Source organism: Variovorax sp. LjRoot84 (assembly GCF_964254305.1).
In the GTDB taxonomy this organism is placed as follows: Bacteria; Pseudomonadota; Gammaproteobacteria; order Burkholderiales; family Burkholderiaceae_C; genus Variovorax.
In genome coordinates this window covers 2,130,392-2,153,272 of the sequence record NZ_CAXUTE020000001.1, presented here as the reverse complement: position 1 = coordinate 2,153,272, position 22,881 = coordinate 2,130,392, and the positions used below count along the sequence as shown (strand labels likewise).

General features: G+C 67.5%; 23 protein-coding genes and 1 pseudogene. 10 read left to right on the top strand and 14 right to left on the bottom strand.

Going from position 1 to position 22,881, the window contains the following annotated elements:
* Nucleotides 1-41: 41 nt before the first annotated feature.
* The 5 genes from ACSQ9I_RS11155 to ACSQ9I_RS11135 are packed head-to-tail and all read right to left on the bottom strand — an operon-like array spanning nt 42 to nt 6,689.
* Nucleotides 42-227 (bottom strand): hypothetical protein, encoded by a 186-nt coding sequence (locus ACSQ9I_RS11155; protein ID WP_093102591.1) that lies wholly within the window; start codon nt 225-227, stop codon nt 42-44.
* A 2-nt stretch (nt 228-229) separates the two neighbouring features.
* Nucleotides 230-2,620: a DNA topoisomerase IV subunit A gene (gene parC, locus ACSQ9I_RS11150; protein WP_093102589.1), complete on the bottom strand. Its 2,391-nt coding sequence runs from the start codon at nt 2,618-2,620 to the stop codon at nt 230-232.
* A gap of 52 nt (nt 2,621-2,672) precedes the next feature.
* Nucleotides 2,673-3,779, bottom strand: coding sequence for a Kelch repeat-containing protein (locus ACSQ9I_RS11145; RefSeq protein WP_436303585.1), 1,107 nt, complete (start codon nt 3,777-3,779; stop codon nt 2,673-2,675).
* Between the two features lie 6 nt (nt 3,780-3,785).
* A complete protein-coding gene (locus ACSQ9I_RS11140) occupies nt 3,786-4,664 on the bottom strand; it encodes a lytic transglycosylase domain-containing protein (protein ID WP_436313206.1) in 879 nt (292 codons plus the stop codon).
* A 48-nt stretch (nt 4,665-4,712) separates the two neighbouring features.
* Nucleotides 4,713-6,689 carry a DNA topoisomerase IV subunit B gene (locus ACSQ9I_RS11135; protein ID WP_436313205.1) on the bottom strand — a complete coding sequence of 659 codons (1,977 nt, stop codon included), beginning with the start codon at nt 6,687-6,689 and terminating at the stop codon, nt 4,713-4,715.
* 154 nt (nt 6,690-6,843) lie between these two features.
* Here ACSQ9I_RS11135 and ACSQ9I_RS11130 point away from each other — a divergent pair, with 154 nt between their 5' ends.
* The 6 genes from ACSQ9I_RS11130 (at nt 6,844) to ACSQ9I_RS11105 (ending at nt 11,683) form a co-directional block, all read left to right on the top strand.
* Nucleotides 6,844-8,061, top strand: coding sequence for an MFS transporter (locus tag ACSQ9I_RS11130; protein WP_436313204.1), 1,218 nt, complete (start codon nt 6,844-6,846; stop codon nt 8,059-8,061).
* Nucleotides 8,062-8,072: 11 nt separating this feature from the next.
* Complete coding sequence (locus ACSQ9I_RS11125) at nt 8,073-8,213, top strand: hypothetical protein (protein ID WP_170855468.1); 141 nt, start codon at nt 8,073-8,075, stop codon at nt 8,211-8,213.
* Between the two features lie 29 nt (nt 8,214-8,242).
* Nucleotides 8,243-8,770 carry a class I SAM-dependent methyltransferase gene (locus ACSQ9I_RS11120; RefSeq protein ID WP_436313203.1) on the top strand — a complete coding sequence of 176 codons (528 nt, stop codon included), beginning with the start codon at nt 8,243-8,245 and terminating at the stop codon, nt 8,768-8,770.
* 4 nt (nt 8,771-8,774) lie between these two features.
* On the top strand, nt 8,775-9,701 hold the full coding sequence (gene dapA, locus ACSQ9I_RS11115) for a 4-hydroxy-tetrahydrodipicolinate synthase (protein WP_436313202.1): 927 nt from the start codon (nt 8,775-8,777) through the stop codon (nt 9,699-9,701).
* 115 nt (nt 9,702-9,816) lie between these two features.
* The gene (gene bamC / locus ACSQ9I_RS11110) at nt 9,817-10,896 is read left to right on the top strand and encodes an outer membrane protein assembly factor BamC (RefSeq protein ID WP_093102577.1); all 1,080 of its coding nucleotides are present in this window, start codon (nt 9,817-9,819) and stop codon (nt 10,894-10,896) included.
* A gap of 10 nt (nt 10,897-10,906) precedes the next feature.
* Nucleotides 10,907-11,683, top strand: a complete 777-nt coding sequence (locus ACSQ9I_RS11105; protein WP_093102575.1) for an MBL fold metallo-hydrolase — start codon at nt 10,907-10,909, stop codon at nt 11,681-11,683.
* 91 nt (nt 11,684-11,774) lie between these two features.
* Here ACSQ9I_RS11105 and ACSQ9I_RS11100 read toward each other — a convergent pair.
* The 5 genes and pseudogenes from ACSQ9I_RS11100 to ACSQ9I_RS11080 form a co-directional block, all read right to left on the bottom strand.
* Nucleotides 11,775-11,975 (bottom strand): annotated as a pseudogene (locus tag ACSQ9I_RS11100) (group II intron reverse transcriptase/maturase); the annotation flags it as partial.
* Nucleotides 11,976-12,741: 766 nt separating this feature from the next.
* Entirely contained in the window at nt 12,742-14,103 is a 1,362-nt protein-coding gene (ltrA, locus tag ACSQ9I_RS11095; RefSeq protein WP_436315738.1) for a group II intron reverse transcriptase/maturase, read from the bottom strand.
* 456 nt (nt 14,104-14,559) lie between these two features.
* Complete coding sequence (locus ACSQ9I_RS11090) at nt 14,560-14,832, bottom strand: hypothetical protein (protein ID WP_436313201.1); 273 nt, start codon at nt 14,830-14,832, stop codon at nt 14,560-14,562.
* A 93-nt stretch (nt 14,833-14,925) separates the two neighbouring features.
* Nucleotides 14,926-15,432 carry a hypothetical protein gene (locus ACSQ9I_RS11085; protein WP_436313200.1) on the bottom strand — a complete coding sequence of 169 codons (507 nt, stop codon included), beginning with the start codon at nt 15,430-15,432 and terminating at the stop codon, nt 14,926-14,928.
* The gene (locus ACSQ9I_RS11080) at nt 15,422-16,561 is read right to left on the bottom strand and encodes a JmjC domain-containing protein (RefSeq protein WP_436313199.1); all 1,140 of its coding nucleotides are present in this window, start codon (nt 16,559-16,561) and stop codon (nt 15,422-15,424) included. Before ACSQ9I_RS11080 ends, ACSQ9I_RS11085 begins: the two co-directional genes overlap by 11 nt.
* A 14-nt stretch (nt 16,562-16,575) precedes the next feature.
* Here ACSQ9I_RS11080 and ACSQ9I_RS11075 point away from each other — a divergent pair, with 14 nt between their 5' ends.
* Entirely contained in the window at nt 16,576-17,100 is a 525-nt protein-coding gene (locus ACSQ9I_RS11075) for an FKBP-type peptidyl-prolyl cis-trans isomerase (protein WP_436313198.1), read from the top strand.
* A gap of 65 nt (nt 17,101-17,165) precedes the next feature.
* Here ACSQ9I_RS11075 and ACSQ9I_RS11070 read toward each other — a convergent pair whose 3' ends face one another.
* From ACSQ9I_RS11070 to coaBC, 4 genes are all read right to left on the bottom strand, one after another.
* The gene (locus ACSQ9I_RS11070; protein ID WP_093102566.1) at nt 17,166-17,657 is read right to left on the bottom strand and encodes a glycine zipper 2TM domain-containing protein; all 492 of its coding nucleotides are present in this window, start codon (nt 17,655-17,657) and stop codon (nt 17,166-17,168) included.
* A 167-nt stretch (nt 17,658-17,824) separates the two neighbouring features.
* Nucleotides 17,825-18,271, bottom strand: a complete 447-nt coding sequence (dut, locus tag ACSQ9I_RS11065) for a dUTP diphosphatase (protein ID WP_093102564.1) — start codon at nt 18,269-18,271, stop codon at nt 17,825-17,827.
* Nucleotides 18,272-18,739 carry a hypothetical protein gene (locus tag ACSQ9I_RS11060; protein ID WP_436313197.1) on the bottom strand — a complete coding sequence of 156 codons (468 nt, stop codon included), beginning with the start codon at nt 18,737-18,739 and terminating at the stop codon, nt 18,272-18,274.
* 2 nt (nt 18,740-18,741) lie between these two features.
* Nucleotides 18,742-19,962 carry a bifunctional phosphopantothenoylcysteine decarboxylase/phosphopantothenate--cysteine ligase CoaBC gene (coaBC, locus tag ACSQ9I_RS11055; protein WP_436313196.1) on the bottom strand — a complete coding sequence of 407 codons (1,221 nt, stop codon included), beginning with the start codon at nt 19,960-19,962 and terminating at the stop codon, nt 18,742-18,744.
* A 101-nt stretch (nt 19,963-20,063) separates the two neighbouring features.
* On the opposite strand from coaBC, the gene ACSQ9I_RS11050 reads away from it, so the two are divergent.
* Genes ACSQ9I_RS11050 through ACSQ9I_RS11040 form a run of 3 tightly spaced genes read left to right on the top strand, consistent with a single transcriptional unit; the run spans nt 20,064 to nt 22,872 of the window.
* Complete coding sequence (locus ACSQ9I_RS11050) at nt 20,064-21,734, top strand: CTP synthase (protein ID WP_093102558.1); 1,671 nt, start codon at nt 20,064-20,066, stop codon at nt 21,732-21,734.
* Nucleotides 21,731-22,588 (top strand): 3-deoxy-8-phosphooctulonate synthase, encoded by an 858-nt coding sequence (gene kdsA, locus ACSQ9I_RS11045; RefSeq protein ID WP_093102556.1) that lies wholly within the window; start codon nt 21,731-21,733, stop codon nt 22,586-22,588. The genes ACSQ9I_RS11050 and kdsA overlap by 4 nt, the downstream gene beginning before the upstream one ends.
* Complete coding sequence (locus ACSQ9I_RS11040; RefSeq protein WP_093102554.1) at nt 22,585-22,872, top strand: DUF1330 domain-containing protein; 288 nt, start codon at nt 22,585-22,587, stop codon at nt 22,870-22,872. The genes kdsA and ACSQ9I_RS11040 overlap by 4 nt, the downstream gene beginning before the upstream one ends.
* Nucleotides 22,873-22,881: the final 9 nt, after the last annotated feature.

The following is a 22,881-nucleotide window of genomic DNA, read 5'->3' as shown; positions in this document are numbered from 1 at the left end:
CGAAGGTCGAAGGTCGAAGCCGGTACCAGGCATCGACAAGCTCAGCCCGAACGGTTGTTGGCCCGCTCTCTCGCGCGCCGCACCTGCCGGCTCTGGCCCGCCTCCGCCGCGCGCCGCTCCCGCTCCCGGCGCGCATCGCGCCGGCGCTTGCCGAGCCAGCGCGCGAGCAGGAAGCTGCAGGCGCAGCTGATGACGAGAACGAAGATGCCGAGGGCGCCGAATTCCATGCTCAGAGCACCCGCACGATGCTCGTCGGCTTGAAGCCGAGATCGGCCGCCTTGCCCTTGCGCGCGCGGCTGGCGCGAGCGTTGTTGAGCGTGCGGATCTCCAGCGTCTCCTCGCGTTCCTTGCCGCCGCGGCCGATACCTTCGATCTTCACGCTGCGCGTGTAGGCCGCGGCGCCGGCGAGCGTGTCCTTGGCGTCGAGGTCGATCAGCATGAGCCCGCGGCCGCCCTTGGGCAGCGCCTTCATCTCGAGGATCTCGAAGGTCAGGATGCGTCCGCCCGTCGAGGCGCAGGCCACGTGCGTCGCCGGCGGCATCGGCTCGGCACCGCTCGCGCCGCCGACCAGCGAGGGCCGGGTGAGCTGCTCGCCCTCGCCCACGTCGACGAAGGCCTTGCCGCCGCGCTGGCGCGACATCATGTTCTCGACCGAGGCGATGAAGCCGTAGCCGCCCGTGTTGGCGAGCAGCAGCGCCGCCCCGGGCGGTCCCGCGAAGTAGTGCGCCACGTGCGTGCCGCTGTCGAGATCGATCAGCGTCGTGACCGGCTGGCCGTCGCCGCGCCCGCCCGGCAGCGAGGCCACGGGCACGGTGTAGACGCGCACGGTCTTGTCCTTGGCGGTGCCGAAGACCAGCAAGGTGTCGACCGAACGGCACTCGAAGGCGCCGTAGAGCGCATCGCCGGACTTGAAGCTGTACTCGGGTGCGGCCGCACCCGCGGCGCGCTCGCTGGCCCAGCCCTTCTGCGTGCGGACCCAGCCCTTCTGAGAGACGATCACCGTCACCGGCTCGTCGACCACGCGCACTTCGGCGACGGCGCGCTTCTCGGCCTGGATCAGCGTGCGGCGCGGGTCCTCGAAGCTCTTCGCGTCCTGCTCGATCTCCTTCACCAGCAGGCGGCGCAGCGCCGCCGGGCTCGCGAGGATGTCCTCGAGCTTCTTCTGCTCCTCGCGCAGGCCCTTGAGCTCCTGCTCGATCTTGATGGCCTCCAGCCGCGCCAATTGGCGCAGGCGGATCTCGAGGATGTCCTCGGCCTGCCGCTCGCTCAAATCGAAGCGCGCGATCAGCGCCGCTTTCGGATCCTCGGCCGCACGGATGATCGCGATCACCTCGTCGATGTTGAGCAGCACCAGCTGCCGGCCTTCGAGGATGTGGATGCGGTCCTGCACCTTGCCCAGGCGATGGCGCGAGCGCTTCTCGACCGTGATCTCGCGGAAGGCGATCCACTCGTTGAGCATCTGGCGCAGCGACTTCTGCGTCGGCTTGCCGTCGATGCCGACCATCGTGAGATTGATCGGCGAGGAGCTTTCGAGCGAGGTCTGCGCCAGCAGCGTGGTGATGAACTCCTCCTGACTGATGCGCGAGGTCTTGGGCTCGAACACCAGGCGCACGGCCGCATCCTTGCTCGACTCGTCGCGCACCACGTCGAGCACCGAGAGCACGGCCGCCTTCAGCTGCGTCTGCTCGGCCGTGAGCGCCTTCTTGCCGGCACGGATCTTGGGATTGGTGAGCTCCTCGATCTCTTCCAGCACCTTCTGCGTGCTCACGCCCGGCGGCAACTCGTTGACCACCAGCTGCCACTGGCCGCGTGCGAGCTCCTCGATCTTCCAGCGCGCGCGCACCTTGAGCGAGCCGCGGCCGGTGCGATAGGCCTCGGCGATGTCGGCCGCGCCGCTGATGATCTGCGCGCCGCCCGGATAGTCGGGGCCGGGCACCAGCGCGAACAGCTCTTCCTCGCTGAGCTTGCCGTTCGACTTGATCAGCGCCACGCAGGCGTCTGCGATCTCGCGCAGGTTGTGGCTCGGGATCTCGGTGGCCAGGCCGACCGCGATGCCGCTCGCGCCGTTGAGCAGCGTGAAGGGCAGCCGCGCGGGCAGCAGGCGCGGCTCCTCGGTCGAGCCGTCGTAGTTGGGGATGAAATCGACCGTGCCCTCGTCGATCTCGTCGAGCAGCAGGCTGGTGATGCGCGCCAGCCGCGCCTCCGTGTAGCGCATCGCCGCGGCGCCGTCGCCGTCGCGGCTGCCGAAGTTGCCCTGGCCGTCGACCAGCGGATAGCGCTGCGAGAAATCCTGCGCCATGCGCACCAGCGCGTCGTAGGCGGCCTGGTCGCTGTGCGGATGGAAGCGGCCCAGCACGTCGCCGACCACGCGCGCGCTCTTGACCGGCTTGGCACCGACAGTGCCGTTGGCGCCGCCGAAGCCCAGGCCCATGCGCGACATCGAATAAAGAATGCGCCGCTGCACCGGCTTCTGGCCGTCGCTGACGTCGGGCAGCGCGCGGCCCTTGACCACGCTGAGCGCGTATTCGAGGTAGGCGGTCTGCGCGTAGTCGGCCAGCGTGAGGGCGTTGTCGCCTTCGTCGGCAGGGCCCAGGAGATCGAGCGGGGGTTGGGAGTCCATGAAGAAAAGAGAGAAGAAAAAAAGAGTTGCAGGCCGTCGCGTGCGAGCGCGCTCAGCCCAGTGTGAATGCCTCGTGCACCGCCGATTGCACGCTGCCGCCCAGCACCGCGCCGCCGCCCGCGACGTAGATCCAGTCGCCGATCACGGCCGCGCCCACCGCATGGCGCGGCGTGGGCATGGGCGCATGGCGCTGCCAGCTGTCGGCCACCGGATCGTAGCTTTCCATCTGGCCGAAGACCTTGGCCAGGCGCGGCACGCCGCCGGCCAGGAAGCCGCCCTCGCCGCCCATGGCATAGAGGCGGCCGCGATAGACCACCAGGCCATGGCCCGAGCGCGCGGTGGGCAGCGGCGCGCGCAACTCCCAGGTGTCGCGCGCCGGCAGGTAGACGTGGTGCAGTTCGGTGTTGTATTCGAAGGTGTTGAAGCGCCCGCCGATCACGTGGATCTGGCCGTTGTGCGCAATGCAGCCCACATGGTCGCGCGCGCCGGGCAGCGGTTTGCGCGAGGACCAGCGGTCGGCCTGGGGGTCGTAGACCTCGTGCCAGCCCACGCTGGCGCGTTCGGCCGCGGGCTCGGACGCGCCGCCGATCAGGTGGATGGCGCCACCCTGCACCACAGCGGCCGCGGCGCCTCGCGGGCGCGGCAGCGGCGCGATGGCGGTCCAGCGGTTGGCCGCAATCTCATAGACGTAGGCGTTGGTGTCCGAGCGCCGGTTCTGCTCGACGAAGCCGCCGAGGGCATAGACGCGCCCGCCCTCGGCCGCCACCGCGACGTGGTTGGCGCCGCGCGGCAGCGGCGCGCCGTCGAGCCAGCGGTCGGCGGCCGGATCGTAGATGTGGTGGTAGTCGCGGTTGACCGCGCCTTCGCCGTAGCCGCCGACCACGTGCATGCGGCCTTGCGCGGCCGTGGCCCAGGCCATCTCGCTGCGCGGGATCGGCAGGGCCGCGCGCGGCACCCAGCGGCCCGGCGCGCCGGCCGGCGCCGGGCTGTCGGTGACGCGCTGTGCCTCCTGCTCCGGCGTCATGTGGTGCGGCACGCCGCCCTGCAGCCTGGCGTAGGGTTCGGCCGAGGACGGGGCCACGGGCAGATGGTGCTGCGCGCGCGCCGCACCGGTCGTGGCGGCCAGCGCGGTGGCGAGAACGAAGTTTCGGCGCTGCATCGAGCTTCAGGACAGGGCGGGATCGAGCCGCAGCCCCTGCGGCGGCTCGGGCAGCGAAGGCATCGCGGGCACGCCCCGCGAATCCGGCGGCATGTTGCCGCGGCCCAGCGCACCGCCGCGCGGCGGCGCAAGTTCCATGCGCACGCGCCCCGGCGCCTTGCCGCCGCGGCCTGCGGCCGCCGAAGGCTTGAGATAGGCGTAGAGCTGCAGCACCGTCTTCACGTAGTTCTGCGTCTCGCGGTAGTTCGGTATCTTGTTGCCGGCGCGCTGCACCGCGCCCTCGCCCGCGTTGTAGGCCGCAAGCGCGAGCTCGATGTCGCCGGGGAACATCTCGATCAGGTCGCTCAGGTAGCGCGAGCCGGCAGCGATGTTGATGCGCGGGTCGAACAGCTTCTTCTCGAGCGAGCCGCGCTTGTCGGCCTGCACGCCGTAGCGCTGCGCGGTGGCCGGCATCAATTGCATGAGGCCGAGCGCGCCCTTGGGCGACACGGCCTGCGCATCGAAGCCCGACTCGGTGGCGATCAGGGCCTGCAGCAGTTCGTAGTCGATCGCATGGCGCCTGGCGGCTTCGCGCAACGCTCCCTGCGCGGGCTTGTAGCTGGGCGAGGCCTCGAACAGCGCGAGCAGGGTCTGCGAGGCGCGCGGCACCTTGCCGTCGATCCTGCCGGCGCGTCCGCGCAAAAGCGGACCGATGCCGTCCGCCGTGTCGAAGCTCTGGCCGCCGCGGAAGAACAGCTGGTAGCGCTCGTCGAGCTTTTCGGGCGCGAAATGCGCGACGCCCCGCTCGTCGACGTAGCCAAAGATGTCAGCCGCGTGCGCGAGCGGCTGCGTCGTCGACAGCAGCAGGGCCAGCAGCAATGGGAGGAAACGGCCAAGGGTGCGCATGGGGGTCAGAGACGCATTTTCGGCGCGAACGCCTACTGCGTCACGCGCTCAAACATCGACCTCGACATCGTCGGCCCGCAGCTCCATCAACTCGCGTCGCGCCGCGGCCTCGCCCTTGCCCATCAGCTTGGTGATCTCGCCCTGCGTGCCCGAGACGTCGAAGCGGCCCAGGCGCACCTGCAGCAGTCGCCGCGTGTCGGGGTTGAGGGTCGTCTCCCACAGCTGCTCGGCGCTCATTTCGCCCAGGCCCTTGAAGCGGCTGATGCTCCAGGCGCCTTCGCGCACGCCGTCCTTGCGCAGCTTGTCGAGGATGGCGACCAGTTCGCCCTCGTCAAGCGCGTAGACCTTCGAGGCCGGCTTCTTGCCGCGCGCCGGCGCGTCGACGCGGAAGAGCGGCGGCTTGGCGACATACACGTGACCGGTTTCGATCAGTTTCGGGAAATGGCGGAAGAACAGCGTCAGGAGCAGCACCTGGATGTGCGAGCCGTCGACGTCGGCATCGCTCAGGATGCAGACCTTGCCGTAGCGCAGGCCCGACATGTCGGGCGTGTCCTCGGGGCCGTGCGGATCGATGCCGATCGCGACCGAGATGTCATGGATTTCGGTGTTGGCGAAGAGGCGGTCGCGCTCCACTTCCCAGGTGTTGAGCACCTTGCCGCGCAGCGGCAGGATGGCCTGGCTTTCCTTGTCGCGGCCCATCTTGGCGCTGCCGCCGGCCGAATCGCCCTCGACCAGGAACACCTCGTTGTGGGCGATGTCCTTGCTCTCGCAGTCGGTCAGCTTGCCGGGCAGCACGGCCACGCCCGAACCCTTGCGCTTCTCGACCTTCTGGCCGGCCTTCTGGCGTGTCTGCGCGGCCTTGATGGCCAGCTCGGCGAGCTTCCTGCCGTAATCGACGTGCTGGTTGAGCCACAGCTCCAGCGCCGGCCGCACGAAGCTGGACACCAGCCGCACGGCGTCGCGCGAATTGAGCCGCTCCTTGATCTGGCCCTGGAACTGCGGATCGAGCACCTTGGCCGAGAGCACGTACGAGGCGCGCGCGAACACGTCTTCGGGCAGCAGCTTCACGCCCTTGGGCAGCAGCGAATGCAGTTCGATGAAGCTCTTGACCGCGTTGAACAGGCCGTCGCGCAGACCGCTCTCGTGCGTGCCGCCGGCGCTGGTGGGAATGAGGTTGACGTAGCTCTCACGCACCGGCTGGCCTTCCTCGGTGAAGGCGACGCACCACTCGGCGCCCTCGCCCTCGGCGAAGTTGTCGGCGTTCTTGTCGGCATGGCCCGCGCCTTCGAACAGCGGGATCACCGGGTCGCCGTTGAGCTCCTGCATCAGGTAGTCGCGCAGACCGCCCTTGTAGAGCCACTGCTGCGTTTCCTTGGTCTTCTCGACCACCAGCGTGACGGTGACGCCCGGCATCAGCACGGCCTTGCTGCGCAGCAGATGGGTCAGCTCATGGATCGGAAGCTGGGGCGATTCGAAGTACTTGGCGTCCGGCCAGGCGCGCACCGTGGTGCCCTGCTTGCGGTCGCCGCCGTCGTTGGCGCGCACCACCAACGGCTCGATCACGTCGCCGCCGGAGAACGCGAGCTGCGCTGCCTTGCCTTCGCGAAAGGATTGGACCTCGAGCCGCACCGACAGCGCATTGGTCACCGACACGCCCACGCCGTGCAGGCCGCCCGAGAAGCTGTAGGCACCGCCCGAGCCCTTGTCGAACTTGCCGCCCGCGTGCAGCCGGGTGAACACCAGTTCGACCACCGGCGCCTTTTCTTCCGGATGCAGGCCGAAGGGGATGCCGCGGCCGTCGTCCTCGACGCTGACCGAGCCGTCCGCGTGCAGCGTGACCTTGATCTTCTTGCCGTAGCCCGCGAGCGCCTCGTCGGCGGCGTTGTCCAGCACTTCCTGGATGATGTGCAGCGGGTTGTCCGTTCGGGTGTACATGCCCGGTCGCTGCTTGACGGGCTCGAGGCCCTTGAGAACGCGGATCGAGCCTTCCGAATAGGCCGGGGGAGTCTTGCTGAGGGTCGCCATGGGGGCGGATTGTATGCGTGGCCCGGCGAAAACCCTGTATGGACATACAGAAGCCCTCTGATGCCGCCGCCGCATCAGCGCGGCCCGAAAATATCAACAATCCCCGTCGCCGCCGTGCCATGCGGCTGCTCCGGCTTTGGATACATTGCCTGGAATGAATTCCACCCTCAAGCCGCTGTCGCTCAAGCAAGTCCTGTTTTGCGGCGCCATGATCGTCACCCTCTCCATGGGCATCCGCCACGGCTTCGGCCTCTGGCTGCAGCCGATCACGCAGGAACAGGGCTGGTCGCGCCAAGGCTTCTCGCTCGCGATCGCGATCCAGAACCTGTCCTGGGGCGTCATCGGCGTCTTCGCCGGCATGCTGGCCGACAAGCTGGGCGCCTTTCGCGTGCTGGTGATGGGCGCGGTGTTCTACGCCCTGGGCCTCGCGGGCATGGCGCTCTCGCCCACGCCGCTGCTCTTCGCGCTGACGGCCGGCGTGCTGATCGGCGCCGCGCAGGCCGGCACCACCTACGCCGTGATCTACGGCGTGATCGGCCGCCAGATTCCAGTGGAGCGGCGCTCCTGGGCCATGGGGGTGGCCGCCGCGGCCGGCTCCTTCGGGCAGTTCCTCATGGTGCCGGTCGAGGGCCACCTGATCGCGGGCTTCGGCTGGCACACGGCCCTGCTGGTGCTGGCGCTCATGGTGCTCCTGATCGTGCCGCTCGCTTTCGGCCTGCGCGAGCCGCGTGTCGGCCACGCAGCCGTCGCGCACCGCGACCAGACCATCCTGCAGGCGGTGCACGAGGCCTTCAAGTACCCGAGCTTCGTGCTGCTGATGGCGGGCTATTTCGTCTGCGGCTTCCAGTTGGCGTTCGTCGGCGTGCACATGCCGAGCTACCTGCGCGACAAGGGGCTGTCGCCCGAGGTGGCGAGCTATGCGCTGGCGCTGGTCGGGCTGTTCAATGTCTTCGGCACCTACGTCGCAGGCTCGCTCGGGGCCCGGCTGGCCAAGCGCAAGCTGCTGGCCGCCATCTACTTCAGCCGTGCGGCGGCGATCGCGATCTTCCTGCTGACGCCGATCACGCCGCTCACGGTGTACGTGTTCGCGAGCGTGATGGGCTTCCTGTGGTTGTCGACCGTGCCGCTGACCAGCGGCATCGTGGCCCAGATCTTCGGCGTGGCGCACCTGTCGATGCTGGGCGGCTTCGTGTTCCTGAGCCACCAGGTCGGCTCCTTCCTCGGCGTCTGGCTCGGCGGCTATCTCTACGACAGCACCGGCAGCTACGACATCGTCTGGTACCTCGCAATCGCGCTCGGCGTGTTCGCGGCGCTGGTCAACCTGCCGGTCAAGGAAGGCGCGATCGCGCGCCCGGTTCCTCAGCCGGCCTGAGATCCTTCGCCATGCGCCCCAACACACGCCATCACCTCGTGCAAGCCGGCTGGCTGGGCGCGGCGGTGCTGGCACTGCTGGGCGTGTTCGCGCTTTACACGCGCCCCGGCTTCCTCGTGACGCTGGTGGACCAGATCTGGGCCTGCTTCTGAGCCACGACCTCCCGCCCTCCCCCTGGATCGTGGGCTGGTCGCACCTGCTGGCGCCCGGCGCCGGCGTGCTCGACGTGGCCTGCGGCGCGGGGCGGCACATGCGCTGGTTCGCTGAGCGCGGGCATCCGGTGACGGGCGTGGACCGGTCGCCGGAAGCCATCGCTTCGGCGGCCGAGTTCGGGCAGGCTGTGCTGGCCGACATCGAGTCCGGGCCCTGGCCCCTTGGCGGCCGGGTATTCGGGGCGGTGATCGTCACCAACTACCTCTGGCGGCCGCGCCTGCCCGAGATCGTCGCCGCGGTCGCGCCCGGCGGCGTGCTGCTCTACGAAACCTTCGCCGCGGGCAACGAGACCGTGGGCAGGCCCTCGCGGCCCGATTTCCTGCTGCAGCCGGGCGAACTGCTCGGCGCCTGCGCGGGCCTGCGGGTCGTGGCTTACGAGGATGGCTTCCTGGCACAGCCGGAGCGCTTCATGCAGCGGATCGCGGCCGTCCGGCCCGCCATCCACTCGCCCGGAACGCCGCCGCGCTACCCGCTCCGAGGGCCCGCCGCCAGTTAGTAGAATGTCTGCTTTTCGTCCACCGACAAAAGAGACCCCCTTGGAGCAACTGACAGGCAGCATCGTCGCGCTCGTCACGCCGATGCATGACGACGGCAGTGTCGACTATCCCGCCCTGCGCCGGCTGATCGACTGGCACATCGACGAAGGCACCGATTGCCTCGGCGTGGTCGGCACCACCGGCGAGTCGCCGACGGTCGACGTCGAGGAGCACTGCGAGATCATCCGCGTCGCGGTCGAACAGGCCAAGGGCCGCGTTCCCGTGATGGCCGGCTGCGGCGCCAATTCCACCAAGGAAGCGATCGAACTCGCCAGGTTCGCCAAGGGCGTGGGCGCCGACTCGCAATTGCAGGTGGTGCCCTACTACAACAAGCCGACGCAGGAAGGCCAGTACCTGCACTTCAAGGCGATCGCCGAGGCCGTGGGCGATCTGCCTATCGTGCTCTACAACGTGCCCGGCCGCACGGTGGCCGATATGGCGCACGACACCGTGCTGCGCCTGGCGCAGGTGCCCGGCATCGTCGGCATCAAGGAAGCCACCGGCAACATCGAACGCGCGCAGTGGCTGATCCGCGATCTGCCGAAGAATTTCGCGGTCTATTCGGGCGACGATCCGACCGCCGTCGCGCTGATGCTGTGCGGCGGCCAGGGCAACATCAGCGTCACGGCCAACGTGGCGCCGCGCAAGATGCATGAGCTTTGCATGGCCGCGATCGCCGGCGACACCCGGCGCGCGATGCAGATCCAGTTCGAGCTGATGCCGCTGCATCGCCATCTGTTCGTCGAACCGAATCCGATCCCGGTCAAGTGGGCCATGGCCCGGCTCGGCCTGTGCGGCGGTGCACTGCGCCTGCCGCTCACCGAGCTCGCCGAAGCGAGCCGTCCGGTGGTCGAGTCCGCGCTGCGCGCCAGCGGCTTGCTCAAGGACTGATTCCATCCGCACCGCCCTTCGCGAACGCCGGCAACCTTTTGCGCAGCCGGCGCTCTGACACAGCGGGACGCTGCTGCCCATCGATTGAGCTAAACATTCCACAAGGAAGACGACGTTGAAAACCATTTCGCGATTCGCACTGCTGGCCCTGATCGCCAGCCTCGCCGCCTGCTCGGTCCTCGAGAGCGACAAGATCGATTACAAGAGCGCCGGCAAGGCACCCACGCTCGAAGTGCCGCCCGACCTCACGCAGCTCTCGCGCGAAAACCGCTACGCGGTGCCCGGCGGCGCGGTGACGGCCAGCGGCTACCAGGCCGGCATTGCCAACGCGCCCAGCATCCCGACGGCCGTCGGCAACATCGGCGACGTTCGCATGGAGCGCTCGGGTTCGCAGCGCTGGATCGTCGTCAACCGCTCGCCCGACCAGCTCTGGGAGCCGGTGCGCGACTTCTGGCAGGAGAACGGCTTCCTGCTCACCACCGATCAGCGCAACCTCGGCATCATGGAGACCGACTGGGCCGAGAACCGTGCAAAGCTGCCGCAGGACGTCATCCGCGGCACGCTCGGCAAGCTGGTCGATTCGGTCTATTCCACCGGCGAACTCGATCGCTTCCGCACCCGCCTCGAGCGCACGCCCAACGGCACCGAGATCTTCGTGAGCCACCGCGGCATGGAAGAGGTCTACAACACCGCGCGCAAGGACCAGACGGTCTGGCAGCCGCGCGCCACCGACCCCGAGCTCGAAACCGAATTCCTGCGCCGCCTGATGGTGAAGCTGGGCGTTTCGCAGGAGCAGTCGAAGCTGCTCGCCGCGACCAGCGCACCCGCGCGCACCGCCAGCGTCGCCAACGTCGGTGGCCAGCCGGTGGTGCAGATCAACGAAAACTTCGAGCGGGCATGGCGCCGCGTCGGCCTCGCGCTGGACCGCACCGGCTTCACGGTCGAAGACCGCGACCGCAGCGCCGGCACCTACTTCGTGCGCTACGTGGCGCCCAACCCGGACAAGAAGGAGCCCGGCTTCTTCGGCAAGCTGTTCAGCAGCTCGGGCAAGGCCGAGGCGCCGCTCAAGTACCGCATCATGGTCAAGGGCCAGGGCGATGCCAGCACGGTGGCGGTACTCAACGAAAGCGGCGCGCCCGAAACCTCGGCGAATGCACAACGCATCGTGCAGGTCATCGCGGACGACCTGAAGTAGGTCTTCTCGAATGCTGCGCTTCCGCAGTCTGGGCAGCGGCAGCACGGGCAATGCCACGCTGGTCGAGGCGACGAGCGGCGGCCGCACATCGAGGCTCCTGATCGACTGCGGCTTCGGGCTGCGGCAGCTCGACGCGCGGCTGGCACGCGCAGGCCTCGCGGCCTGCGACATCGACGCGGTCTTCGTCACGCACGAGCATGGCGACCACATCGGCTGCGCACACGCGCTGTCGCGCCGCGAGCGGCTGCAGGTCTGGATGAGCGAGGGCACCTGGCTCGCCACCGGCGGGCGCGATTTCGAAGGCCGCCTGGGTCTGGCGCGCGACGGCGCTGACATCGAAGTCGGCGACATCGTGGTCCAGCCCTTCACCGTTCCGCACGATGCCCGTGAGCCGCTGCAGCTGCGCTGCACCGATGGCGCGCGCAGCCTCGGCGTGCTGACCGACCTCGGGCACGCGACACCGCACGTGCTGGCCCGCTTGATGGGGCTCGACGCGCTGCTGATCGAGTTCAATCACGACAGCGACATGCTGGCCGGCTCGGCCTATCCGCCCTTCCTGAAGCTGCGCGTCGGCGGCAACTACGGCCACTTGTCCAACGCCGCCGCGGCAGCCATTGCGCGTGCCGTGCATCACGGCGGACTGCGCCACGTTCTGGCAGCCCACCTGAGCGAACAGAACAACCGGCCCGAGATCGTGCGGCGCGCGATGGCCGAAGCACTCGGCGCCGGCGAGGACGAGATGCTGACGGCGAACGCCGCAGAGGGCTCGCCCTGGCTCGATCTCTAGGCAATCGGGATAGGGGCCGGTCAACAAAGACCGGACCCCTCCCACACCACCCGGCATGCGGGTCCGCACCGGGCGGTTCGAGAAGTTGAGGTCAGCATAGGCGGGGAACTCCGAGGCCGTCGAAGTATGCGATGGTGAGCACCCGGTTCAGGCCGAGTGCGCTGTTGTGCCACCAGCGGCGAGAGTTCCCGGCGATCTGGGCTGCCACATCGCGGCTGGCGCCCAAGGCGCGCAGTTCACGGTACATGGTCGGGCCCCGACACCAGAACTTCAGTTGGATGGCACGCAAGCGAATCCATCAGGATGTCGTGGTTCACGCGATCGAAGAATTTCTCCAAGTCCACGTCCACCACCACACCGTGCGTCCATCGACGCCGGCGCTCCCCTTGTTGGCTTTGACGCGTTTCCACGCCGCAGCCATGTTGTGCTTTGCCAGCGCCTGCTCCAGCAGGTCATCTGGCCCCCAGTGCGTTTGATCATGCCGCGACAGCTGTGCTTCATCGCGCCCCCGCTCAGGCGTGGCTTCACCTCGCCCTCGCGTCGGTCGCTCCGCTTGCGCGGACTTCTGATGCCATGCACTACCGGTCGACATGCCTCGTCACTGTCCTTCTCGTTCGGCCCTTCGCCGGATCACCCGACTACTATGGCCTCTGCTGACTTCTCGCTCCGGGCAGGCCCGTCGCCCTTTCAGGCACGAGGCGAGATCTCCCCAGGTAAGAACGCACTCCTTCATCACACAACCGCCAGATTTACGCCGCCTGAGCCTTGATCACGAGAGCTTCGCGGATTCATGCCCGCTCGCCCCGCTCGGCAGCGCCTCATATCTGGTTCTTGTCCATCGGCTCATGATTTACGCTCCGCGCTTCCTTCCCACAATCGGTCACCCTCCTGCGGTTGCGCTTCGCTTCGCTCGTCGTGATCAACTTACGGCGGGACTTACACCCGCAGGAGTGCGCCCATGCTGGGCGCAATCGGGATAGGGGGCAGTCTTCATAGACTGTGCCCCTCCCACACCACCCGGCATGCGGGTCCGCACCGGGCGGTTCGAGAGTTTTGGGTCATGAGAGTCGGGGTAGTCCCGAGCGATCAAACCAGGCGATGTTCAGCACGCTGTTGAGCAGCTTGGCGCTATTGCGCCACCAGCGGCGGTTGTTGGCCGCCACGCGTTGCGCCACCCCGGGACTTGCGCCCAGGGCGCGCAGTTCCCGGTACATCGTCGCGCCGCGCTTCCACTGCTTGAGCTGAAGCGCGCGCAGTCGGTGGCGCAGCCACTCGTCGAGCTCGCGCCAGACCTTGGGTGTTTGCGCCAGCCCGAAGTACGCCTTCCAGCCCAGCAGGTAGGGGCGCAGCCCCTGCACCACTTGCGCCATGCTGCGCCCGCCCGAGCGGCCCGTGAGTTCCCTCACACGCTGCTTGAACGTCGTCAGCGGCTTGGCCGCCACCCCGCGTTTGACCTCGCCTCGCGGGGCCAACCACAGGTCGTAGCCCAGGAACTTGCGCCCGAACGCACTGGCGACCGCACTCTTGGTCTCGTTGACCTTCAAGCGCAGCTTGTCATACAGCCGCCGCAGCAGCGCCATCACCCGCTCGCCCGCCCGACGACTGCGCACGTACACGTTGCAGTCATCGGCGTAGCGCGCGAAGCAGTGGCCCCGGCGTTCCAGTTCCTTGTCCACTTCGTCGAGCAGCACGTTGGCCAGCAACGGCGACAGCGGCCCACCTTGCGGTGTGCCCTGATGCCGCTCCTGTACCACCCCGCCATCCATGATTCCGCTGTCCAGGTACGCCCGTACCAGCCGGATGACTCCGACGTCGGCAATGCGTCTTTGCAGGCGATCGATCAAGATGTCGTGGTTGACCCGGTCGAAGAATTTCTCCAGGTCCACATCCACCACGACCCTGCGCCCGGACTGCGCGTACGCCTGCGCGGCCAATACCGCGTCCTGGGCGCGCCGTCCCGGCCTGAAGCCGTAGCTGTGCTCGCTGAAGGTGGGGTCCAGAATCGGTTGCAGCACCTGCAGCAGCGCCTGCTGGATCAGCCGATCCACCACCGTCGGGATGCCCAGCTCGCGCTGGCCTCCGTCAGGCTTGGGGATCTCCACCCGCCGTACCGGACTGGGCCGGTACTGGCCCCGCAGCAGTTGCCCCCGGATGCCCGGCCAGGCCGTCACCAGATGCTCGACGGTCTGGTCAATGTCCAGTCCGTCCACACCGGCGGCGCCCTTGTTGGCCCGCACCCGCTTGAGCGCGCGCTGCAGGTTGTCTCTCGTCAGCGCCGCTTGCAGCAGCGCTGACCCCGTGTCTGTCGCTTCACGTCGCGGGCCCTCGGCTTCGTCGCTGGCGGGTTGACACGCGGCTTCACCGCGCGCGACTCCCGCCCGCCCCGCTTGCGCGGGCATCTGACGCATGGCCTCGGACATCGACGTCTTGCTCAACACTTGCTCTCGTTCGGTCCTTCGCCGTTTGACTTCCGGCCTCTTCAGCCCCGCAACTCCGGCTACTACGACCTCTGCTGACTTCTCGCTCCCGTTCGACACGGTCGCCCTTTCAGGCGCAAGGCGAGATCTCCCCAGGTAAGAACGCACTCCTTCGCTGCACAACCGCCGGATCTACGCCGCCTCGCCTTGATCACGAGAGCTTCGCGGTTCATGGCCCGCTCGCCCTGCTCGGCACCGCCTTCTATCCGGTTCTTGTCCATCGGCTCGCAGCTTCGCTCCACGCTTCCTTCCCACAATCAGTCGCCCTCATGCAGTTGCGCTTCGCTTCGTTCGCTGTGATCAACTTACGGGAGGACTTGCACCTCCGGGAGGGCGCCCATGCTGGGCGCACCATGAAAAAGGCCGCCCGAAGGCGGCCTTTGAGCATGTGCTGCAGCCCTACTGCTTGGGTGCTTCCTCTTTCTTCTTGGCCGCCTCGGTGGCGGCATTGGCCGCATCGAGTGCCGACTGCGAGCCGGGCGACGGTGCAGGCGTCGTGGCCGACGTATCGGGCGCAGCAGGTGCTGCTGCCGGTGGAGGCGGAGGTGCGGGTGCCGGCGTGACGGCGGCAGGCGGCGGGGTGACGACGGCCGGCGCGGATTCCTCCTTCTTGCCGCAAGCAGTCAATGCAGCAGCGGCGATCAGTGAGGCGAGCAGGACGGACTTTCTCATTACATGACTCCTTTGGATGAAGGTCTCGAAAGAAAAATTCTAGACCTGCACCCTCGCAGGAAGATGTCTGGCGCCGCGATTCGCGGCATTGGCTTACAAGCCCAGCGTGGAAGCCGGAAAGGCCGGTCGCGCATGCCGCAGGCACTCGTCGATTCTTTCGCGCAAGGCGCGCCGGCCCGCGGGCTCGCGGCCGCAGACACCGCGGCTGCGCTCGACATCGATGCGGTTCAGAAACCAGGACGGCGTCCAGATGCCGCTCGGCACCTGCGGCAGGCCCGGCCCCTCGCAGGCCCGGCAGTCGACAATGTGGCTCCACATGCGGCGCCAGTGCACGAAGCGTGCATGCTCGCGCTCGAACACGTCGAAGCGCTGCGCCAGCAGCACGAAGCTGCGCCCGTTGGCCGACCAGGCCTGCAGCGCATCGGCGATGGCGCGCTCGCCCAGCGGCCAATCGCCGAAGCCGGGGTCGGAGAGGATGATCTCGCGCCAGTTCTGTTGCACAGCAGCAGCGAGCGCCGCATGCAGATGGGCCTGAAAGGCATGACGGCCATCGAAGGGCCCCTCGGGCAAGGACGTGGTGTCGACTTCTTCATTCGGCATGCAGCCACCCCGCTTCGCACCAGTCGCCCAGGAGCGCCAGCGCACCTTCGCTCGCGCCTCGGAGATCGCGCGGACCGAGCGCGCGCTGATCGGCCAAAAGGTGCATCAACTTCGCATCGCGGCCCGAGGCGCGAAAGCTTTCGCCGTTGATGTAGAGATGCCGCGCGTCGTAGAGCATACGCGTGCGGCGGTCGAGCGCAACGCCGGCGAGCGCCGACGGCAACTCGCCCTGGTCGAACCAGACTGTGGGCTTGGGCTCGGTCATCGATTCGCCCAGCGCACGATCGATCGCGTCGGGGTTGCGCAAGGCGGCCAACACCGCATCGCGCGCAAAGGCTTGCAGGGCGGGCGGTATCGCCGCCGGCGCCTCCACCGCAGGCTGCGCGGGATCGCGGTAATGAAGCGCCGTCTTCGTCGGCGCATCCTCCAGCGCCTCGGCCTGCGCCTCCGCGATGCGCGCGAGCAGGTCGACGCCGAGCGGGGCGGCGGCCGGCGCGCGCAGTCCGATCGAATAGGTCATGCAGTCGCCGCCGACCGCGACACCCTCGTGCGCGTAGCGCGGCGGCAGATAGAGCATGTCGCCGGCTTCGAGCACGAAGCTCTGCTCGGGCTCGAACTGCGCCAGGATCTTGAGCGGCACCACGGGCTGCAGGCGCAGATCGCGCTGCTTGCCGATGGACCAGCGGCGCTGTCCCTGGGCCTGCAGCAAGAACACGTCGTAGCTGTCGAAATGCGCGCCGACGCCGCCACCGTTGCTCGCATAGCTGATCATCAGGTCGTCGAGCCGCGCGTCGGGAACGAAACGGAACTGCTGCAACAATGCATGAACGCCCTGGTGATGCAGATCGACGCCCTGCACCAGCAGTGTCCAGTCAGGCTGCTTCAGCGATGGCAGCGCCCTGCGCGGCAAGGGGCCATGCCGCAGGGTCCAGCCGGCCTTTCCGTGGCGAATGAGCCGCGTCTCGACCTCCTCGCGTTCGGCCAGCGCGAACAGCGCCTGGCGCTCGATCGGTGGCACCATGGCGGGCACGGCCTGGCGCACGAGCAGCGGTTTCTTCTGCCAGTGACGGCGCATGAATTGCGAAGCGCTGAGGCCGCCGAGCAAAGGCAAGGATCGATGAATCTCCATGGGAGAATTCTGCAATGGAAATCTCTGAACAATGCGTGGTCGGCCTGACCTGGACGCTGAAAGACACCCTGGGCGAGGTGCTCGACGTGCTCGACGATCCGGTCGAATTCCTGGTCGGTGGCGACGATCTTTTCGATGCGATCGAGGCCGCCCTGCTCGGCCACGGGCCCGGCGCTCGGGTGCTGCTCCAGCTCGAACCTGAACAGGCCTTCGGCGACTTCAACGACCAGCTGCTCTTCCTCGAGCCGCGCGCCCTCTTTCCTGAAGGCACGGAAGAAGGCATGACCTTCGACGGCGCCGCCTTGCCCGCGGGCGTGAATCACGACATGCCCAAGAACGCGATCTACACCGTGAGCGAGATCTACCCCGAGCACCTGGTGCTCGACGGCAACCATCCGCTCGCAGGTATCGCGATCCGGCTCGACATCACGGTGAAGTCGGTGCGCGAAGCCACCGAAGAAGAAATCGGCCGGGGCACGGCGGGCACAGGTTTCTTCAAGGTGCCGCCGATGGCGCCGGGCAACAACCTGCTGCACTAACAACAAGGGACACAAGGACAAAAAAAGCCGGGCATGCCCGGCTTTTTCTTTTGTGCACTGCGCGCTCAGAAGCGCGAGATCTGGCCGCCGTCGATGCGCACGCGGTCGCCGACGCGCAGGTCGCCCGGGCTCGGCACATCGAAGGAACGGTAGGCACCGTTGTCGGTCTGGATCGAGACGCGGTAGCTTTCGTAGACGCGCGGCGCGTTGCGGTTGGCTTCGATGCTGTTGCCCAGCAGCGCACCGCCGACCACGCCCAGCGCAGTCGCCGCCGCGCGGCCGCTGCCATGACCGAACTGATTGCCGACCACGCCGCCGAGGACGCCGCCGGCCACCGCACCGCCGCCGGTGGTGCCGGTGCCTGCGGTCTGGCTGCGCAGCACCTCGATATTGGCCACATGGCCATATTCCACATAGGGCGACTGGGCCACCGGCTGAACCGGCTGGTACGGATAGCGCGAGGTCTGATAGACCGGCGCCGGCGCCACGCAGGCGGTCAGGGTTGCGAGCGCAAGAACGGATGCAGTGACGGAAACAAGGCGGATTGAAATCTTCATGGTGTAGTGCTCCTCGAAACAGGTCTGGCGCGATGCGCGCTGCGCATGTGTCCTAACGCATCGCGCTCTTGCGCGATGACCGTGCACACATGTTGAAACCTTCGATGCCAAAACCGCATCGCCGGTTCCATTCTTTACCTGTGGGAGCGAGCCTACAGCCCCTCGCCTCAATGCTTGCCGGTCGAGCCGTAGCCGCCTTCGCCGCGCTCGCTGGGCGGGAATTCCGACACCACCCGGAACTGCGCCTGCACCACCGGCACGATCACCAGTTGGGCCAGCCGTTCCATCGGCTGCAGCACGAAGGCGGTGTCGCTGCGGTTCCAGGCGCTGACCTTCAGCTCGCCTTGGTAGTCGCTGTCGATCAGCCCGACGAGATTGCCGAGCACGATGCCATGCTTGTGGCCCAGGCCCGAGCGCGGCAGGATCAGCGCGGCGTAGCCGGGATCGGCCAGGTGGACCGCAATGCCGGTGCCCACCAGTTGCCAGGCGTTCGGTTCCAGCGTGATGGGCGCATCGAGGCAGGCGCGCAGGTCCAGCCCGGCGCTGCCGGAGGTTGCATAGGCAGGCAACTGGTCCTGCATGCGGGGATCGAGGATTCGAAGGTCGACTTTCACTTACTTGCCACGCCTTTTTTGCTGCTGATGTTCTTGCTGTTTCCTGGCCGCTGCCTCGACCCATTGCTTCCAGTTCTCCATGCCGGGAGGGAGCGCCAGGCGCCGCAGCTTGTGCGCCAGCCAGAGGCCAATCGCAAACACCACCGCGACCACGCCCAAGGGCACGTCGATCGACAACAGCACGAGCAGGATCAGGACCCAGGCGATGCCCAGCACCTTGATCATCTTGCGCACCACGTCGCCGCTGCCCGCCGCCGGGCGCACCTCGCCATTCGACTGGGCGCTGCGCCGCGCGGCAGAGGCTGCATCCGCGATCGCGTTGTGCGGCTCGGAGGACGGCGTCATGCCGACGTCCAGACCGTGCTCGCCGTTCTGGTTCTCGCTTCTGGGCAATGCCGCCTGCGCGGTCAGCCGCTCCACGTAGCTCGCGAAGTCGCCATCAGGCGGCGTGTTCCATTGGGGATTCATCGCTAGCTCCTTGCCGGCAGGCGTGCCGCGATTTCGGCCACCAGTTCGCGCGCCAGCGCGAGCTTGGGCGCACGCGGCAACTCGCGCACGCCCTTGGCGTCGACCAGCAGCAGGCTGTTGTGGTCCTGCCCGAAGGTCAGCGGGCCGATATTGCCGACCAGGAGCGGAATACCCTTGCGTTCGCGCTTGGCCTTCGCGTGCTCGGCCAGGTTTTCGCTTTCGGCCGCGAAACCCACGCAGAACAGCCGGCCGGCCTTGGCGCGCTCGCCTTGCGCGACGGTGAGCAGGATGTCGTCGTTCTCGACGAAATGGAGCGCCGGCGGCTGGCCGCGGCCGTCTTTCTTGATCTTGTGCTTGCTGTGGGATGCCGGCCGCCAATCGGCCACCGCGGCCGTTGCGACGAAGACCGCCGCATCCTGCGTGGCACGCAGGGTCGCGTCGAGCATCTCCTTGGCCGAGATCACGTCGACGCGGCCGACGCCGCGCGGCGTGGGCAGGTGCACCGGGCCGGCCACCAGGGTGACTTCGGCGCCCGCCTCGCGCGCCGCGCGCGCGATGGCAAAGCCCATCTTGCCCGACGAGTGGTTGGTGATGCCGCGGATCGGATCGAGCGCCTCGAAGGTCGGGCCGGCCGTGACGACCACGCGCCGGCCGGCCAGCACCTTGGGCTGGAACTGCGCCACGATCTCCTCGAGGAGTTGCTCGGCCTCGAGCATGCGGCCGTCGCCGGTCTCGCCGCAGGCCTGCCAGCCGTTGCCGACACCCAGCACCCGAGCGCCGTCGGCGTCGACCTGGCGCAAGTTGCGCTGCGTGGCCGGATGAACCCACATCTCGCGATTCATGGCCGGCGCGATCAGGAGCGGCACGCGCTCGGCCGGACGCGCGAGGCAGAGCAGGCTCAGCAGTTCGTCGGAACGCCCCTGCACCAGGCGGGCAATGAAATCGGCACTCGCAGGCGCCAGCACGATCGCATCGGCCTCGCGGCTCAGGTTGATGTGCGGCATGTTGTTGGCCTCGCGCCCGTCCCACTGCGAGGTGTAGACCGGCCGGCCGGACAGCGCCTGCATGGTCACCGGGGTGATGAACTGCGTGGCAGCCTCGGTCATCACCACCTGCACGGTGGCGCCGGCCTTGACGAGCAGCCTGCAAAGTTCGGCCGACTTGTAGCAGGCGATGCCACCGGTCAGGCCCAGAACGATGTGTTTTCCTGCGAGGTCTTGCATGGCCGGCAGTGTATCTGTGGCGGCCCTACGGCGGCCAGGGCAAGAGGCCCCACCTATAATCCCCATTTCCCACTGCCCGGACCTGCAAGTTCGGAACTGGCATGACCAAATTCGTCTTCGTCACCGGTGGTGTGGTGTCTTCCCTGGGCAAGGGAATCGCCTCCGCCTCGCTCGCCGCGATCCTCGAATCGCGCGGCCTCAAAGTCACCCTCATCAAGCTGGACCCCTACATCAACGTCGACCCCGGCACGATGTCGCCCTTTCAGCACGGCGAGGTCTTCGTCACCGACGACGGCGCCGAAACCGACCTCGATCTCGGCCACTACGAGCGCTTCGTCACCACGCGCATGCGCAAGGCCAACAACTTCACCACCGGCCAGATCTACAAGTCGGTGCTCGAGAAGGAGCGCCGCGGCGACTATCTCGGCAAGACGGTGCAGGTGATTCCGCACATCACCAACGAGATCCAGGAATACATCAAGCGCGGCGCCGGCCTCGGCACGCCGCACGAGGTGGACGTGGCGATCGTCGAGATCGGCGGCACCGTCGGCGACATCGAATCGCTGCCCTTCCTCGAAGCGGTGCGCCAGATGAGCCTGCGCATGGGCCCCAACAACTCGGCCTTCGTGCACCTGAGCTACGTGCCCTGGATCGCCGCCGCCGGCGAACTCAAGACCAAGCCCACCCAGCACACCGCCAAGGAACTGCGCGCCATCGGCATCCAGGCCGATGCCCTGCTGTGCCGCGCCGACCGGCCCATTCCGGACGACGAACGCGCCAAGATCTCGCTGTTCTCCAACGTGCCCGAATGGGGCGTGATCTCGATGTGGGACGTGGACACCATCTACAAGGTGCCGCGCATGCTGCACGAACAAGGCCTGGACGGGCTGATCTGCGACAAGCTGCGCATCAACACGCCGCCGGCCAAGCTCAAGCGCTGGGACGACCTGGTCTACGAGGTCGAGCATCCGCAGAAGGAAGTGACGATCGCGATGGTCGGCAAGTACGTCGACCTCTCCGACAGCTACAAGTCGCTCAACGAAGCGCTGCGCCATGCCGGCATGAAGAATCATGCGCGCGTGAAGATCGACTACGTCGACTCGGAAACCATCTCCCCGCAGGACGTGGCCCGGCTCGCCAAGTACGACGCGATCCTGGTGCCGGGCGGCTTCGGCCAGCGCGGCGTCGAGGGCAAAATCTCGGCGGCGCGTTTTGCCCGCGAAACGAAGGTGCCGTACCTCGGCATCTGCCTGGGCATGCAGGTCGCGACCATCGAGTACGCCCGCAACGTCGCCGGGCTCAAGAACGCCAACAGCACCGAGTTCGATCCCGAAACCTCTTGCCCCGTGATCGCGCTGATCACCGAGTGGAAGGACAACGACGGCACTATCAAGCTGCGCGACGAGAAGTCCGACCTCGGCGGCACCATGCGCCTGGGCGCCCAAAGCTCCGACGTGGCCGCGGGCACGCTGGCCCACAGCATCTACGGCGACGTGGTGACCGAGCGCCACCGCCACCGCTACGAGGCCAACGTCAACTACCTCGACGAGCTGCGCCGCGCCGGCCTGGTGATCTCGGCGCTCACCCAGCGCGAGCATCTGACCGAGATCGTCGAGCTGCCGCAGGACGTGCACCCGTGGTTCATGGGCGTGCAGTTCCACCCCGAATTCAAGTCCACGCCATGGAGCGGCCATCCCTTGTTCAACGCCTTCATCAAGGCGGCGCTGGAACACCAGGGCGCGGACAAGAAAGCACTGAAGGTCGTGGCATGAAACTCTGCGGATTCGACATCGGGCTCGACAAGCCCTTCTTCCTGATCGCCGGCCCCTGTGTCGTCGAGTCCGAGCAATTGCAGATGGACACTGCCGGCACGCTGAAGGAAATCACCTCCGCGCTCGGCATCCCCTTCATCTTCAAGAGCAGCTTCGACAAGGCCAACCGCTCCTCGGGCACCAGCTTCCGCGGCCCGGGCCGCGACAAGGGCCTGGAGATCCTGGCCAAGGTCAAGCGCGAGCTGGGCCTGCCGGTCTTGACCGACGTGCACACCGAAGAAGACATCGCGGCCGCTGCACAGGTGGTCGACGTGCTGCAGACGCCCGCCTTCCTGTGCCGCCAGACCGACTTCATCCGCGCCGCGGCGCAGTCGGGCAAGCCGGTCAACATCAAGAAGGGCCAGTTCCTCGCGCCGCACGACATGAAGAACGTGATCGACAAGGCGCGCGCGGCGGCCAAGGAAAAGGGGCTGCCCGAAGACAGCTTCATGGCCTGCGAGCGCGGCGCCAGCTTCGGCTACAACAACCTGGTGTCGGACATGCGCTCGCTCGCGATCATGCGCGAGACCGGCGCGCCGGTGGTGTTCGATGCCACGCACTCGGTGCAGCTGCCCGGCGGCCAGGGCACGAGCTCGGGCGGCCAGCGCGAGATGGTGCCGGTGCTGTCGCGCGCCGCGGTCGCCGTGGGCGTGGCCGGCCTCTTCATGGAGACGCACCCCGATCCTGCCAAGGCACTGAGCGACGGGCCGAATGCCGTGCCGCTCAAGCACATGAAGGCGCTGCTCGAGACGCTGCTGGCGCTCGACGGCGTTACCAAGAAAAACGCATTCCTGGAGAACACATTTCAGTCATGAGCGCATACATCATTGCGAATGTCGAGGTCACGAATCCGACGCAATATGAGGAGTACAAGAAGCTGTCCTCCAAAGCCATGCAGGTCTACGGCGCAGAAGTCTGCGTGCGCGGCGGCAAGGTCGAAGTGCTCGAGGGCGATTGGAATCCGCAACGCCTCGTCGTGCTCAAGTTCCCGAGCGTCGAGGCCGCGAAGAAGTTCAGCGAGTCGCCTGAATACGGAGAAGCTCGCGCGTCTCGCCAAGGTGCGGCGGTCATGCGAATGATCGTTGTCGAAGGTCTGTGATTCGAATTT

Coding starts and splice junctions, on each gene's coding strand:
- ACSQ9I_RS11155 (WP_093102591.1), bottom strand. CDS start 227: ATGGAATTCGGCGCCCTCGGCATCTTCGTTCTCGTCATCAGCTGCGCC.
- parC (WP_093102589.1), bottom strand. CDS start 2,620: ATGGACTCCCAACCCCCGCTCGATCTCCTGGGCCCTGCCGACGAAGGC.
- ACSQ9I_RS11145 (WP_436303585.1), bottom strand. CDS start 3,779: ATGCAGCGCCGAAACTTCGTTCTCGCCACCGCGCTGGCCGCCACGACC.
- ACSQ9I_RS11140 (WP_436313206.1), bottom strand. CDS start 4,664: ATGCGCACCCTTGGCCGTTTCCTCCCATTGCTGCTGGCCCTGCTGCTG.
- ACSQ9I_RS11135 (WP_436313205.1), bottom strand. CDS start 6,689: ATGGCGACCCTCAGCAAGACTCCCCCGGCCTATTCGGAAGGCTCGATC.
- ACSQ9I_RS11130 (WP_436313204.1), top strand. CDS start 6,844: ATGAATTCCACCCTCAAGCCGCTGTCGCTCAAGCAAGTCCTGTTTTGC.
- ACSQ9I_RS11125 (WP_170855468.1), top strand. CDS start 8,073: ATGCGCCCCAACACACGCCATCACCTCGTGCAAGCCGGCTGGCTGGGC.
- dapA (WP_436313202.1), top strand. CDS start 8,775: ATGTCTGCTTTTCGTCCACCGACAAAAGAGACCCCCTTGGAGCAACTG.
- ACSQ9I_RS11105 (WP_093102575.1), top strand. CDS start 10,907: ATGCTGCGCTTCCGCAGTCTGGGCAGCGGCAGCACGGGCAATGCCACG.
- ltrA (WP_436315738.1), bottom strand. CDS start 14,103: ATGTCCGAGGCCATGCGTCAGATGCCCGCGCAAGCGGGGCGGGCGGGA.
- ACSQ9I_RS11090 (WP_436313201.1), bottom strand. CDS start 14,832: ATGAGAAAGTCCGTCCTGCTCGCCTCACTGATCGCCGCTGCTGCATTG.
- ACSQ9I_RS11085 (WP_436313200.1), bottom strand. CDS start 15,432: ATGCCGAATGAAGAAGTCGACACCACGTCCTTGCCCGAGGGGCCCTTC.
- ACSQ9I_RS11080 (WP_436313199.1), bottom strand. CDS start 16,561: ATGGAGATTCATCGATCCTTGCCTTTGCTCGGCGGCCTCAGCGCTTCG.
- ACSQ9I_RS11075 (WP_436313198.1), top strand. CDS start 16,576: ATGGAAATCTCTGAACAATGCGTGGTCGGCCTGACCTGGACGCTGAAA.
- ACSQ9I_RS11070 (WP_093102566.1), bottom strand. CDS start 17,657: ATGAAGATTTCAATCCGCCTTGTTTCCGTCACTGCATCCGTTCTTGCG.
- ACSQ9I_RS11060 (WP_436313197.1), bottom strand. CDS start 18,739: ATGAATCCCCAATGGAACACGCCGCCTGATGGCGACTTCGCGAGCTAC.
- coaBC (WP_436313196.1), bottom strand. CDS start 19,962: ATGCAAGACCTCGCAGGAAAACACATCGTTCTGGGCCTGACCGGTGGC.
- ACSQ9I_RS11050 (WP_093102558.1), top strand. CDS start 20,064: ATGACCAAATTCGTCTTCGTCACCGGTGGTGTGGTGTCTTCCCTGGGC.
- kdsA (WP_093102556.1), top strand. CDS start 21,731: ATGAAACTCTGCGGATTCGACATCGGGCTCGACAAGCCCTTCTTCCTG.
- ACSQ9I_RS11040 (WP_093102554.1), top strand. CDS start 22,585: ATGAGCGCATACATCATTGCGAATGTCGAGGTCACGAATCCGACGCAA.